Genomic DNA, 14,302 nt, shown 5'->3' on the forward strand with positions numbered 1-14,302 from the left:
TGTATCGCGCGCGGGCGCGATTGCCAACACGGGCTTCGGGTTGCATGGCGGGTGTGACATTTGCGCCGATGACATCCCCGCTCGCCCTCTCGCCCGCCCACCGCGCCACGCTGTCCACCTTCGGCGCGGAGGCGCAGCCGCTGCTCAGCGTCGAGGATGCGCTCGCCGACCTGCCGCTGGTGCGCGCCATCGCCGCGCGCCATTCCTACCGCCCGATCGGCCCCTTCTATCCCGGATTGCGCGCCCCGGTATCGGACGCCATCGCCATGCCGCTGGTGGAGCCGTTGCTGCCGACGATGCGCGATGCCTTCGGGCTGGCGGCCGAACCGCGCTACTTCGAATGTTACCTCAGCCTCGTCACCCTGGCCCCAGCCGACCTTGCCCCGATCCAGCGCCTGCCGCACTTCGACGGGGTGGAGCCGGGCCGGATCGCGGTGCTGCTCTACCTGTCGGACGACATGGCTGGCGGCACGGCCTTCTATCGCCAGCGCGCGACCGGGTTCGAGAGCGTGGATGCCGCGCGCTTCGATGCCTACCGCACCGCGCTCGATGCCGGGACGGCGCGCCACGGCCTGCCCGAGGCCGCCTACATCGGCGATAGCTCGCCCCTGTTCGAGCGGACGTTCAAGGTCGACGGCGCGGCGGGCCGCATGATCGCCTACCGCGGCAACACCCTGCACTGCGCCGCCCCGCATGAAGGCTTCGTGCCCGATGCCGATCCGCGCGTCGGGCGCCTCACGCTCAACCTCTTCCTCAAGGCGTAGGGCCTGCGGCAATTCGGCCACAGCGCCGGCAGGTGCGCATGATGCGTATACGTATGCTGTCTTCCTAATGCGCGCCGCCGCCCGGTAAGCGAGAGGGCAAGCGAGGCGGGGCGGCAAGTCCCAAGGCCCGCTTTTTGGAGCAGGACGCCGGAAAGCGACGCACGTCGTCCGACCGGCCTTTTCACCGGGGACCCTATGACCATCCGTAACTTCTTGCGCGCTGGCGCCAGCACCACCGCCTTCGCCGTCGCCGCCTTCGCCCTGCCGGGTGTCGCGCAGGCGCAGGTCGATCCCGCCGACCAGTCGGACGAGGCCACCGTCGGCGACCAGAACGACGTCGCCCAAGGCGATGCGATCATCGTCTCCGGCTACCGCCAGGCGCTGGAAAGCGCGATCAACACCAAGCGCGAGAGCACGGTCATCGTCGAGGCCTTCAGCGCCGAGGACATTGGCAAGCTGCCCGATATCTCGATCGCCGAAACGCTGGGCCGCCTGCCCGGCCTCGCCGTGCAGCGGATCAACGGCCGCGCGCAGAGCCTGTCGATCCGCGGCCTCGGCCCGGACTACGGCACCTCGCTGCTGAACGGCCGACAGCTCGTCTCCTCGGGCGACAACCGCGCCGTCGAATACGACCAGTATCCCTCTGAGCTCATCAACTCGGGCGTCGTCTACAAGACCCCGTTTGCCGGCCTCATCGGTCAGGGCCTTGCCGGCACCGTGGACCTGCGCACGATCCGTCCGCTCGACCAGGCCGACCGCATCGTCTCGCTCAGTGGCCGTCTCGAATTCAACGAGGACGGCTCGCTCAATCCCGATCTCGAGGGCTGGGGCTACCGCGCCACCGGCACCTATGTCGACCAGTTCGCCGACGACACCATCGGTGTGGCGCTGGGCGTTGCCTATCAGTCGAGCCCGAGCCAGGTGCAGCGCTTCAACGCCTGGGGCTATCCCGACGATTCGGGCCAGATGGTGCTGGGCGGCATGAAGCCCTTCGCCCGCTCGGTCGATCTGGACCGCCTTGGCGTATTCGGCACGCTGGAATTCGAGCCGACCCCTGAGTGGAACTCCACCATCGACGTGTTCTACGCCGACTACCGCGAGCGCATTCCGATGCGCGGCATCGAGTTCCCGCTGAATCCCGGCTGGGGCGCGGGCACCACGATCACCGGCAGCAGCGGCGGCGACTTTCCCGACAGCGTGACCTTCACCGGCGTGCAGCCGGTCGTGCGCAACGACTACGACCGCAAGGACACCGAGACCTTCGCCATCGGCTGGAACACCAGTTACGATACCGAAGACGTCCTGCTCAGCCTCGACGTCGCCTATTCGAGCGCCGATCGTCGCCTGCAGCAGATCGAAAGCTACTCCGGCCTCAGCTATGCGGCGCGCGGCACCACGTCGGACACGGTGACCTACACCCGCCAGCCGGACGGCTTCCCGTTCCAGTTCGACAACGTCATCGATTACTCGAACACCAACCTCATCCAGCTGACCGATCCGCGCGGCTGGGGTGCGGGCGGCATCGTGCAGGCGGGCTTCATCAACGATACCTCGACCAACGACGACCTGTGGACGATCCGTGCCGAGGCGGCTCTGGCGCGCGATGCCTTCGAAGGGCTGGAAGCCGTGGTCCTGGGCCTGTCCTACGAAGACCGCACCAAGTCGCGCGACATCACGCAAAACTTCCTCAGCCTGGCGGGCGGCCCCTCGGTCTATGCCAGCCAGGGTGCAGTGACGCGCCTGCCGATCCCCGCCGAAGCGCTGCTTGACCCGACCTCGTCGCTCAGCTTCCTCGGCTTCGGGCCGCAGGTCGCCTACGATCCGTTCGTGCTGCTGAACAACGGCACCTACGTGCTGACCGACGTGCAGAGTTCGGACCTGCCGTTCCCCGGCGACTGGACGGTGAACGAGAAGGTCTACACCGGCTATGCCCGGTTCGACATGGACACCACGCTGCTTGGCCTGCCGATGACCGGCAACGCCGGCCTGCAGTTCGTCTACACCGACCAGAGCTCGACCGGCTTCAGCTCCAGCGGCGGTATCGGCGCGCAGCTGATCCCGACCGCGGGCGGCGACGAGTACTTCCACGTCCTGCCGAGCGCCACGCTCAGCTTCGAGGTGGCCGACAACACCTTGCTGCGCGTCGGCGCGGCGCGCACGCTGGCCCGTCCGCGCATGGACCAGCTGAACGCCTCGTACAACGCGGGTATCGCGAACACCGTGCTGGCCGGTCAGCGGACCATCTTCAGCGGCGGTGGCGGCAACCCCGAACTGCGCCCCTACGTGGCGGACAGCATCGACGCCTCGTTCGAGCACTACTTTGCCGGGCGCCAGGGCTACTTCGCGCTCGCCAGCTACTACAAGTGGCTGTCCGACTTCGTGAACCCGAACGCGGTCGTGGTGCGCGACTTCAGCTACCTCGTGCCGATCCTCAACGCCCAGCAGCGGGCGGCCTTCGCGGCCACCGGCAACAACACGCTGGGTTTCGTCGGCGGACCGGACAACGCGGCCGAAGGTCACATCTTCGGCGTCGAGGCGAGCATGTCGCTGCCCTTCAGCGTGTTCAGTGATGCGCTGGACGGCTTCGGCTTTCAGACCAGCGTGGCCTACACCGACAGCCAGCTGCAGATCACGCCGGACCAGGGCGACCCATTCGACACCGACGTTCCGGGCCTTTCGAAGTGGGTGGTCAACTCCACGCTGTTCTTCGAGACCGGCGGTTTCGAGGCGCGCGTCAGCCACCGCTACCGCACCGAATTCCTCGCGGAGTTCATCGGTATCTCGGCCAGCCGCGCCTTCCGCGAAACCGAGGCGGAGTCGATCTTCGACGCACAGATCGGCTACCGTTTCCAGGACGGCGCGCTCGATGGACTGTCGGTCACGCTGCAGGCGCTGAACCTGACGGACGAGCCGTTCATCTCGTTCCAGAACGGCGATAACGCGCAGATCATCGACTACGAACAGTATGGTCGCACCTACCTGATCGGAGCCTCCTACCGCTTCTGATCGGTCAAGGACCGGCGGGGAGTGCTCCTCCCTATGCTCCCCGCCGGTTTCCTGTATCGCTCCTGCCGACCGGGCCACGCTGCCCGCGGCAGGCTCGAGGACGAAATGACGACGGCAAGCGCACCATACGACTTCGTGATCGCCGGCGGCGGGACCGCCGGCTGGATGTGCGCAGCGGCCCTTGCCCGCTTCACCCCGCCCGGCAGCCGCATCGCGCTGGTCGAGAGCGAGGCCATCGGCACCGTCGGGGTGGGCGAGGCCACGATCCCGCAGATCCACTTGTTCAACGGCGCGCTGGGCCTCGACGAGGCGGAATTCCTGCGCGAGACCAAGGGCAGCTTTAAGCTCGGCATTAGTTTCGACGGCTGGTTGCGCGAGGGCGAGAGTTACATGCACGCCTTCGGCAATGTGGGCCGCGCGCTGGGCACCCTGCCGTTCCAGCATTACTGGCTGCGCGCGAAGCGACTGGGGCTCGCCAAGCCGCTGCAACGCTATTCGCTGAACGAACTCGCCGCGCGCACCATGCGGATGCAGCGCGGCAGGACGCAGGCGGGGCAGGAGATGCCCTACGCCTATCACTTCGATGCCGGGCTCTACGCCAATTACCTGCGCCGCTATGCCGAGGCGCGCGGGGTGGAGCGGGTCGAGGGTGTCATCGAACACGTCGCACTCGACGGCGAGAGCGGCGCGATCGCCGCACTCCGCCTGGACGGCAACCGGGAACTACCGGGTCGCTTCTTCTTCGACTGCACCGGCTTTCGCGCGCTGCTGATCGGCGAGGCGCTGGGCACCGGGTTCGACGACTGGTCGCACGTCCTGCCCTGCGACCGCGCGATGGCCGTGCCCTGCGCTGGCGGAGGCGACTTCACACCGTTCACCCGCTCCATCGCAAGGCAGGCCGGGTGGCAGTGGCGCATTCCTCTCCAGCACCGCATCGGCAACGGGCTCGTCTATTCGAGCGCGCACCTCTCGGACGACGAGGCGAGCGCCACGCTGCTCGCCAATCTCGACGGCGAGCCGCAGGGCGATCTGCGCCCCATCCGCTTCACCACCGGCAAGCGCCGCGTCCACTGGCAGGCAAACTGCCTCGCGCTGGGCCTTGCCGCCGGGTTCATGGAGCCGCTGGAATCGACCAGCATCCACCTTGTCCAGTCCGCCATCAGCCGCTTCCTCGCGGTCATGCCCGCAGAGGGCGAGGCGAGCCCGGCGGCGCGCGACTGGTTCAACGGCCAGGCCGCGTTCGAGTGGGAGCGCATCCGCGATTTCCTCATCCTTCACTACACCGCCAACCGGCGCGAGGGCGAGCCGTTCTGGGACCACGTGCGCCACATGGCCCTGCCCGAAACGCTCGTCGCCAAGCTGGCGCTGTGGCGCGAGGCCGGGTTCATCCACCGCGAGCACGAGGAACTGTTCACCGAGGTCGGCTGGTTCCAGGTGCTCGCAGGACAGGGGGTTGAGGCCGAGGGCTACAACCCGCTCGCCGATGCGCTCCCTGAAGCGGACCTCGCCGCCATGCTGGCCCAGACCGAGGCCGCATTGGTGGAACAGGTGAAGCCCATGCCACGCCATCTCGATTTCCTTGCCGATTACGTCGGCGCCCAGAGCGCGAAAGAACCCGCATGAAAGCCATCTTTGCCCTCGGTCTCGCTGCCGCCTTGCTCTCCGGGTGCGCCACGGTCCCGCCTGCCGGCGCGCCGCTCGCCCCGGCCGGCACCTATCTCGCGCGTGAGCCGAGCGAGGAAATCATCTACTTCGTCCTGCCCGACCGCTTCGAGAACGGCGATCCCTCGAACGATACCGGCGACTTCACCGGCGACCGGCTCGCCACCGGCTTCGACCCGGCCGCGCGCGGCTTCTTCCACGGCGGCGACCTGGCGGGCCTGACCAGCCGCCTCGACTATCTCGAGGGGCTGGGCGTCACCGCCATCTGGTTCGCGCCGATCTTCCAGAACAAGCCGGTGCAGGGCCCGCCGGGCGACGAGAGCGCGGGCTATCACGGCTACTGGGTGGCGGACTTCACCCGGCCCGACGGCCACTTCGGCACGCAGGCGGAATTCACCGCCTTCGTCGAAGCCGCCCACGCGCGCGGGATGAAGGTCTACATGGACATCATCACCAACCACACCGCCGACGTCATCACCTACGCCGACGGGCCGGAGACGAACTTCGAATACCGCAGCCTGGGCGATTACCCCTATTCCACCCGTGGCGGGGTGGACGGCGCGGCCATCAATCCCGGCTTCACCGGCCATGAGGATTCGAGCGCGGAAAACTTCGCCCGCCTGACCGATCCGAACTACGCCTACCAGCCGGTCGTGCCCGAGGCCGAGCGGAGCGTGAAGGTGCCCGCTTGGCTCAACGATCCGATCTACTACCACAACCGCGGCAACAGCAGCTTCACCGGCGAGGACAGCCGCTTCGGCGACTTCGCGGGGCTCGACGACCTGTTCACCGAGCACCCGCGCGTGCGCGCCGGAATGCAGGAGATCTTCTGCGACTGGATCACCCGCACCCGCGTCGACGGCTTCCGCATCGACACCGCGCGCCATGTCGATCCGGGCTTCTGGCAGGAATTCGTCCCCGCGATGGAAGCCTGTGCCACCGCCGCCGGCATCCCGAACTTCCACATGTTCGGCGAGGTCTACAAGGACGTGCCGGATAACGGATACATCGCCGAATACACCCGCCGCGACCAATTGCCCGCCGTGCTCGATTTCGCCTTCCAGGCCGCCATGCGAGAGACGCTGGGCAGGGGACAGGGAACGGTCGTTCTCGCCCACATGTTCGACGGCGACGTGCTCTACGAAGGCGGCGAGGAGACCGCGCGCACCCTGCCGACGTTCCTTGGCAATCACGACATGGGCCGCTTCTCCACGCTGCTGCGCGAGGACATGCCCGGTATCGGCCAGCAGGAACTGCTCGCCCGCGTCCTGCTCGGCCACGCGATGATGCTGAGCCTGCGCGGCAGCCCGACGGTCTATTACGGTGACGAGCAGGGTTTCGTCGGCGACGGCAACGACCAGCGCGCGCGCGAGGACATGTTCCCCAGCCGGACGGCGGAATACAACGACAACGTCCTCATCGGCACTCGCGCCACCACGGCGGACAGCAACTTCGACACCGCCCACCCGCTCTACCGCCTGATCGCCGCCTTCAGCGCCATCCGCCGCGAGCACCCGGCCTTTACCCGCGGCCGCCAGCAGGTGCGCCATTACGAGCAGGAGCCGGGCGTCTTCGCTGTCAGCCGCTTCGACCCCGATAGCGGCGCGGAATACCTCGCCGTGTTCAACACCAGCGATGCGCCGCGCAGCGCCAATGTCTGGCTCGGCAGCAATGCACGCACCTTCCAGACGCTCGCAGGCGAGTGCCCCGCCGCCGTCAGCGCGCCGGGCAGCGCCGCTTTCGCGCTCCCCGCCTTCGGCTGGGCCGTGTGCCGGGTCAGCGAGACTGCCCGATGATCGAGCTTTCCAGCGAACGGCCTTGGTGGAAGGGTGCGGCGATCTACCAGATCTATCCGCGCAGCTTCATGGATTCCAACGGCGACGGGATCGGTGACCTGCCGGGTATCACCAGTCGCCTCGACCATGTCGCGCGGCTCGGCGTCGATGCCATCTGGGTCAGCCCCTTCTTCGCCAGCCCGATGAAGGATTTCGGCTACGACGTTTCCGACTACCGCGCCGTCGACCCGATCTTCGGCACGCTGGAGGATTTCGACGCGCTGGTCGCCCGCGCGCACGACCTCGGCCTGAAGGTGCTGATCGACCAGGTCTATTCGCACACGTCCGACGAACACGAATGGTTTGCCGCCAGCCGCTCCGACAGAACCGGTCCGAAGAACGACTGGTATGTCTGGGCGGACCCCAAGCCCGACGGGTCGCCGCCGTCGAACTGGCAATCCGTTTTCGGGGGTCCCGCATGGACCTGGGATGCCCGCAGGCGGCAATACTACCTGCACAACTTCCTCAGCTGCCAGCCGCAGCTGAACCTGCACAACCCGGCCGTTCAGGACGCGGTGCTGGATGTCATGCGCTTCTGGCTGGATCGCGGCGTCGACGGCTTCCGCATCGATGCGCTGAACTTCGCGATGCACGACCCGGCGCTGACCGACAATCCGCCCGCGCCCGCCACCGACAAGCCGCGCACGCGGCCCTTCGATTTCCAACTGAAGAAGCACAATCAGTCGCACCCCGACATCCCGCGCTTCATCGAGCGCATCCGCGCGCTGACCGACCGCTACGATGCGATCTTCACCGTCGCCGAGGTGGGCGGGGACGAGGCGCATGCCGAGATGAAGGCCTTCACCGCGGGCGAGACGCATCTCAACTCGGCCTACGGCTTCAACTTCCTCTATGCCGACCGACTGACGCCCGGCCTCGTCTGCGCGGCGCTGGCGGACTGGCCCGACGAGGACGGCGTGGGCTGGCCGAGCTGGGCCTTCGAGAACCACGACGCGCCGCGCGCGCTGAGCCGCTGGGTGGACGAGAGCGACCGCGAGGCCTTTGCCCGGCTCAAGATCGCGCTGCTCGCCTGCCTTCGCGGCAACGCCATCCTCTATCAGGGCGAGGAACTGGGTCTGTTGCAGGTCGAGATCCCCTTCGAACAGCTCCACGATCCCGAGGCCATAGCCAACTGGCCGCTGACCCTCAGCCGCGATGGCGCGCGCACGCCCATGCCGTGGGACAACGGAGCAGATGGCGGCTTCGGGCACGAGGCGCCGTGGCTGCCGCACGGTGAGGAAAACCTCGCCCGCGCCGCTGCCTTGCAGGAGGGCGATCCGCATTCGCTCCTCGCCCATACCCGCGCCATGCTGGCCCTGCGCAAGGCGAATCCGGCCCTGCTGTGCGGGCGGGTCACGCGCTGCGAAACGCGCGGCGACCTGCTGGTGCTCGGCCGCCGCCACGACGACGATTGCATCCGCACCTTCTTCAATCTCGGTTCGGGCGACATCGCGCTTGTCGAGAATGAGGCGCAAGGAACGGTGCTCGCCACCATCAACGGCGCGACCTGCGACACCCTCCCTCCCTACGCAGCCCTGGTGGTACAGATATGACCCTTCTTCGCACGACCCTCTCGCTCGCCGCCCTGCTGCTGACCTCCACCGCCGCGCTGGCGCAGAGCGTCGCCTCGCCCGACGGGCGGATGACGGCAACGCTGACCGTGGACGGCGAGGGAAAGCCCAACTGGAGCGTGACGCGCGACGGCGAGCCGCTGATCGCGCCCTCCGGCTTAGGCTTCAACATCGAGGACGAGGACCCGTTGCGGCGCAATTTCGCCGTCGTCGCGCAGGGCACGTCCAGCGCCGAGAGCACCTGGGAGCAGCCGTGGGGGGAACGCCAGTTCGTCACCGACCGCCATAACGAGCTCGCCGTCACCTTTCGCCAGCAGGACGACCTGGCGCGCGAGTTCACCGTACGCCTGCGCCTGTTCGATGACGGCGTGGGCTTCCGCTACGAGTTTCCCGAACGCGCCGATCACCCGGAAACCCGCATTGCCGAGGAGTTGACCGAGTTCAACATCGCCCCCGCGGGTGAGGCCTGGTGGATTCCGGCAGGCGACTGGAACCGCTACGAGCAGCTCTACCAGAACAGCGCGATCAGTGCGGTGGGGCTGGCGCACACGCCGATCACCTTCCGCCTCTACGACGGCACGCACCTCTCGATGCACGAGGCGGCGCTGGTCGACTATTCGGGCATGTGGCTGCAGCGCATGGACGGGCAGCGTTTCCGCTCCGTCCTCGCGCCGTCGAGCCGCGGGGCCAAGGTGGTGCGCACCGGCGCCTTCACCACGCCATGGCGCACGCTGCGCGTATCCGACGATGCCGCCGGGCTGGTCGAGAACGACCTCGAACTCAACCTCAACGAGCCCAACGTTCTGGGCGATGTCAGCTGGTTTGAGCCGGCCAAGTACATCGGCATCTGGTGGGGCATGATCTCGGGCCGCTGGTCGTGGGCGCAGGGCGACCGCCACGGCGCGACGACCGAACGCACCCGCCAGTACATCGACTTCGCCGCCGAGAACGGCTTTCGCGGGGTGCTGGTGGAAGGCTGGGATTACGGCTGGGACGGCACCTGGTTCGGCAACGGGCGCGACTTTAGCTTCACCCGTGCCTATCCCGACTTCGACCTCGAAGGGCTGGCGGCCTATGCCCGCGAGCGCGGCGTGCACGTGATCGGCCACCACGAGACCGGCGGCAACATCGCCAATTACGAGGCACAGCTTTCCGATGCCATGGCGCTCTACGGGCGGCTGGGCGTGGACGTGGTCAAGACCGGCTACGTCGCCGACGCGGGCTCGATCATCAGCTGCAACGCCGACATCGCCGACCCGTGCGAGGGGCAAGTGATGGAATGGCACGACGGCCAGCGCCAGGTGCAGCACCACCTGCGCGTGGTGCAGGAAGCCGCGGAGAACCGCGTCGCCGTCAACCCGCACGAGCCGGTGAAGGATACCGGCCTCAGGCGAACCTATCCCAACTGGGTGGCGCGCGAGGGTGCGCGCGGGCAGGAATACAACGCCTGGAGCGCCTTCGGGAACGGCCCCGATCACGAACCGACGCTGGTTTACACCCGGATGCTCAGCGGGCCTATGGACTATACCCCCGGCGTACTCGGGCTGGTTGGCGACAATGGCGTGCCCATGGCCTCAACGCTGGCGAAGCAGCTCGGCCTCTACCTCGCGATCTATTCGCCGATCCAGATGGCCGCCGATTTCGTCGAAAGCCTGGAGGCGCATCCGCGCGAGCTGGAATTCATCCGCGCCGTTCCCGCCGACTGGGCAGAGAGCCACCTCGTCGCGGGCGCCATCGGAGACTACGCCGTCTTCGCGCGCAAGGATCGCAACTCCGAGGACTGGTATGCCGGTGGCATCAACGATGCTACGGCGCGCGACGTGACGCTAGACTTCGCCTTCCTCGAACCCGGCCGAACCTACCGCGCCAGCGTGTGGAAGGACGGCGAGGGGGCGACCTACCTCACCGAGGCGCGGCACAGCATCGCCTACGACACTTTCGAGGTTCGCGCGGGCGAGGAGCACACCTTCCACCTCGCGCCGGGCGGCGGGCTTGCCATCCGCTTGCAGCCGGTGCGGTGAGCGAAGGGAAAAAGCCCTCCATCGTCGTGCTGGGCGGCGGCAGCGCGGGCTGGATCACCGCCTGTCTGCTGCACCATCGCTGGGGCGGTGAGGTCACCGTCGTCGAGAGCCCGGAGATCGGAATCATCGGCGTGGGCGAGGGTTCGACCCCGCAGCTGAAGGCGCTGTTCGACCATCTTGGCATTGCCGAGGCCGAATGGATGGCCGCCTGCGACGCCACCTTCAAGCTCGGCATCCGCTTCACCGGCTGGAGCGAGCGGCCGGGGTTTGGCAGCTACTTCCACCCGTTCCCCGGACCGGTGGACCTGCACACCGAGCCCGGTTTCACTCACAATGCCATGCTGGCGCGTCGCGGGTTCGATGTGCCTGCGCTGCCCGACGACTGGTTCCTCGCCGCGCGCCTGGCGAGCGAGGGCAAGGGTCCGCACCCATCCGCCAGTTTCCCCTTCGCGCCGAGCTACGGCTACCACTTCGACGCCTACAAGCTCGGTGCTTTCCTGCGCGACTGGGCGAGGCCCCGCGGCGTCGTTCACCGCGAGGCGAAGGTAGCTGAGGTCGAGCTTACCGACGGCGGCGACGTCGCCGCGCTGGTCTGCGAGGGCGGGGAGCGGATCGCAGGTGACCTGTTCGTCGATTGCTCGGGCTTTCGCGCGCTGATCGCGGAAGGCGCGCTGGGCGCCAAGTTCCTGCCTTTCGACAGCAACCTCTTCGCCGACCGCGCCGTCGTCATGCCGACGGAGCGCGACGCGCACTACCTGCCGCAGACCGAGGCCGTGGCCATGAAGGCCGGCTGGCGCTGGCGCATCCCGCTCACCACGCGGGTGGGCAACGGCTACGTCTATGCCTCGCGCTACCTTGCCGACGAGGAGGCCGAGGCCGAACTGCGCGCCGCCACCGGCAGCACGGGCGAGGCGCGGTTTCTCCGCATGAAGGTCGGGCGGCTGGAAGACAGCTGGACCCGCAACTGTCTCGCCGCGGGCCTCGCGCAGGGGTTCATCGAGCCGCTGGAGGCGACCGCGCTGCACATCGTCATCGCCACCGCACTGGAATTCGCCGAGGCTTTCGAGGAAGGCGGCTTCTCCGCCCGGCACCGCGACAGGTTCAATCGCCAGATCGCCGCGCGCTACGAGAGCGTGCGCGACTACATCGTGGCGCATTACAGGATGAACCAGCGCACCGACACGGCCTTCTGGCGCGATAACGCGGCGAACCAGGCGCTGTCGAACAACCTCAGGGCCATGGTCACCGCCTGGTTCACCCATGGCGACATGGCCGAGGTCAACGCCAGCACATATGCCGAGCCCGCCTATGCCGCGATGAGCTGGCACGCGCTGTTTGCGGGCTACGGCACATTCCCGCCAGCCGCCCGGATGCAGCCTCCGCCGCCCGGCGTGGCGGTTGCCGATGTCGAGGCCGCGCGCGCGATGCTGGCTGCCTGCGCGGAAAACTTCGCGCCGCTCTAGCGGTTCAGCCGCTCGATCCGCGCGGCGGTCTGCGGGGCGTCGAGCAGGTCCGCCGTCTCGCCCGCATAGCGCCGCTGCCAGTTGGGATGCTCGGTGACGGTGCCGGGCAGGTTGGGCTGTTCGTCGAGCCCCAGCAGGTCGTCGATCGGCACCACGGCCATCGCGCACGGCGTGCGGGCGACGTGGTCGATGGCGGCATCGACGGCGCGTTGCGGGTCGTCCGGGGCGGGGCGCGGCTCGTGCCAGCCGAAGGTCGACCACAGCAGCCCGCGGTCCCAGTCGCGGATGCTTGCCGCCTCTTCGCGGCTCATGCCCTCGGGCAGTCGACCCAGCGCCGCCGCCCAGTCGAGATCGCGCCCGCGCCACCAGCCCGCCACGGTCGCAGTGTCGTGGGTGCCGGTCATGGCGACGGCGTCGGCGGGATAATCGGGTGCGCCGATATACCCGCCGTCCGCCGCCCGCTCGAACCACAGCACCCGCATTCCCAGCATCCGCCGCGTGGCGATGGCCTCGGTAAAGCCGGTGGGCGCGGTGCCCAGATCCTCTGCGATGACGACGGCCCCGGCACGGTGCGCCTCCAGCGTCACCAGCCGCACGAGCTCGGCGAAGGGATAGCGCAGGTAGACGCCGTCCGTCGATTGGCGCCCCTCCGGCACAACCCACAGCCGCGCGAGGCCGAAAGCATGGTCGATGCGCAGGCCGCCCGCACTCGCGAACGTCGCTCGCAGCATGGCGATGAAAGGGGCATAGGCCGCCTCGCGCAGGGCAACGGGCGAGAACGAGGTCAGCCCCCAGTTCTGCCCCAGCGGGCCCAGCGGATCGGGCGGCGCGCCGATGGTCAGGCCGCGCAGCATGGCATCGCCCATCGACCACACATCGCTGCCGCCGGGGTTCACCCCCACCGCGAGATCGCCGACGAGGCCCACGCGCATCCCCGCGCTACGTGCTCGCCCCTGCACCTCGGCAAGGCTTCGCTGTGCGAGCACCTGCGCAAAAAGGTGGAAGCGCACCTCGTCCGCATGCTCGCGCGCGAAGCTGGCAACCGCCGCTCCGTCCGGGTCGTGGTAGGCCGCCGGCCATTGCTGCCAGCCGCCGGCGCCCTGCGCGGCAAAGTGGCTATAGAGCGCATCGAACGTGGCATGGCGCACCATGCCCGGATCGGCCTGCGCCATTTCAGCCTCCATCGCTGCCGCCTCGCCCGGCGAAAGGGCATTCCACACGGCGCGCAGCTGGGCCAAGCGTTCGGGCAGGGCGCTTTCCCAGTCGATCAGATCGCCCCCTTCGCTCGGGGAGAATGCGGGGAGCCCCACGAGGGCGGGATCGCCCATGGCGGTGTTGAGGAAGCGCCGGCTGGAGGGCGAATAGGGGCTGAAGTGCCGTCCTTCCCCGGGAAACAGCGCGTGCAGCGGGTTGATCGCGACGGCATCGGCCCCGCGCGCGGCCAGCGCCTCTACCGCCCCGGCCAGTTCGCCGAGATTGCCGAAGGCGCGCTCCGCCGGTCCGCGCAGCGACGGAATTTGCAGCGAAACGCCCCAGGGCCGCGGCAGGGTAGGATCGGGCACCGGGCAATCGTGCGGGGCGACCGCCAGCCGCGTGTGTTCGCCGTCGAGCACGAGGTCGTAATACCCCGGCGTCCAGGGTGCGGCGGGCGTGCCGCGCACGATTTCCAGCGTGCGGGTCTCCCCGTCCTCTCCGGTCACCTCGGCGTGGGTGCAGGGACGGTGCAGGGTGATGGGCCGGCCCGCGTCGACCACCAGCATGGCGGGCAGCTGTTCGGCCTCGCGGGCGAGGCGGGCAAGGCCGCACGCGATGCCCGCCGCGCTCTGCGTCTCGAAACCCATCGCCCGCAGGACGGCATCCAACGTTTCGTCGCTGACGATGTTGTCGTGCCCGTCAACGTCGCGCCATTCGCGCGCCACGCCCGCTGCCGTTGCCAGCGCGTGCAGCGCCTCTTTCAGTGCCATGCTCAATCAATCCCGG

The 14,302-nt window shown here is 68.4% G+C and carries 8 protein-coding genes; 7 read left to right on the top strand and 1 reads right to left on the bottom strand.

The features are described 5' to 3' along the window. Nucleotides 1-68 precede the first annotated feature (68 nt). The 7 genes from AAW00_RS00075 (at nucleotide 69) to AAW00_RS00105 (ending at nucleotide 12,322) form a co-directional block, all read left to right on the top strand. Entirely contained in the window at nucleotides 69-764 is a 696-nt protein-coding gene (locus tag AAW00_RS00075; RefSeq protein WP_047002351.1) for a DUF6445 family protein, read from the top strand. A gap of 195 nt (nucleotides 765-959) precedes the next feature. Then, nucleotides 960-3,770, top strand: coding sequence for a TonB-dependent receptor (locus AAW00_RS00080; RefSeq protein ID WP_047002352.1), 2,811 nt, complete (start codon nucleotides 960-962; stop codon nucleotides 3,768-3,770). A 105-nt stretch (nucleotides 3,771-3,875) separates the two neighbouring features. Next, a complete protein-coding gene (locus tag AAW00_RS00085) occupies nucleotides 3,876-5,393 on the top strand; it encodes a tryptophan halogenase family protein (RefSeq protein WP_047003385.1) in 1,518 nt (505 codons plus the stop codon). Next, entirely contained in the window at nucleotides 5,390-7,228 is a 1,839-nt protein-coding gene (locus tag AAW00_RS00090) for an alpha-amylase family glycosyl hydrolase (RefSeq protein ID WP_047002353.1), read from the top strand. The genes AAW00_RS00085 and AAW00_RS00090 overlap by 4 nt, the downstream gene beginning before the upstream one ends. Beyond that, nucleotides 7,225-8,820: an alpha-amylase family glycosyl hydrolase gene (locus tag AAW00_RS00095; protein ID WP_047002354.1), complete on the top strand. Its 1,596-nt coding sequence runs from the start codon at nucleotides 7,225-7,227 to the stop codon at nucleotides 8,818-8,820. Before AAW00_RS00090 ends, AAW00_RS00095 begins: the two co-directional genes overlap by 4 nt. Further along, complete coding sequence (locus AAW00_RS00100) at nucleotides 8,817-10,859, top strand: glycoside hydrolase family 97 protein (protein WP_047002355.1); 2,043 nt, start codon at nucleotides 8,817-8,819, stop codon at nucleotides 10,857-10,859. Before AAW00_RS00095 ends, AAW00_RS00100 begins: the two co-directional genes overlap by 4 nt. Next, nucleotides 10,856-12,322, top strand: coding sequence for a tryptophan halogenase family protein (locus tag AAW00_RS00105; protein WP_047002356.1), 1,467 nt, complete (start codon nucleotides 10,856-10,858; stop codon nucleotides 12,320-12,322). The genes AAW00_RS00100 and AAW00_RS00105 overlap by 4 nt, the downstream gene beginning before the upstream one ends. On the opposite strand, the gene malQ is transcribed toward AAW00_RS00105, so the two are convergent. Continuing rightward, nucleotides 12,319-14,286, bottom strand: a complete 1,968-nt coding sequence (gene malQ, locus AAW00_RS00110) for a 4-alpha-glucanotransferase (protein ID WP_047002357.1) — start codon at nucleotides 14,284-14,286, stop codon at nucleotides 12,319-12,321. The two genes, AAW00_RS00105 and malQ, sit on opposite strands and share 4 nt — an antisense overlap. Nucleotides 14,287-14,302 lie beyond the last annotated feature (16 nt).

Origin of the sequence: Aurantiacibacter luteus, from assembly GCF_001010945.1 — a bacterium.
Taxonomy (GTDB): domain Bacteria; phylum Pseudomonadota; class Alphaproteobacteria; order Sphingomonadales; family Sphingomonadaceae; genus Alteraurantiacibacter; species Alteraurantiacibacter luteus.

Excerpts from the sequence above, each read along its gene's own strand:
- AAW00_RS00085 (WP_047003385.1), top strand. The coding sequence starts at position 3,876 with ATGACGACGGCAAGCGCACCATACGACTTCGTGATCGCCGGCGGCGGG.
- AAW00_RS00075 (WP_047002351.1), top strand. The coding sequence starts at position 69 with ATGACATCCCCGCTCGCCCTCTCGCCCGCCCACCGCGCCACGCTGTCC.
- AAW00_RS00100 (WP_047002355.1), top strand. The coding sequence starts at position 8,817 with ATGACCCTTCTTCGCACGACCCTCTCGCTCGCCGCCCTGCTGCTGACC.
- malQ (WP_047002357.1), bottom strand. The coding sequence starts at position 14,286 with ATGGCACTGAAAGAGGCGCTGCACGCGCTGGCAACGGCAGCGGGCGTG.
- AAW00_RS00090 (WP_047002353.1), top strand. The coding sequence starts at position 5,390 with ATGAAAGCCATCTTTGCCCTCGGTCTCGCTGCCGCCTTGCTCTCCGGG.
- AAW00_RS00080 (WP_047002352.1), top strand. The coding sequence starts at position 960 with ATGACCATCCGTAACTTCTTGCGCGCTGGCGCCAGCACCACCGCCTTC.
- AAW00_RS00095 (WP_047002354.1), top strand. The coding sequence starts at position 7,225 with ATGATCGAGCTTTCCAGCGAACGGCCTTGGTGGAAGGGTGCGGCGATC.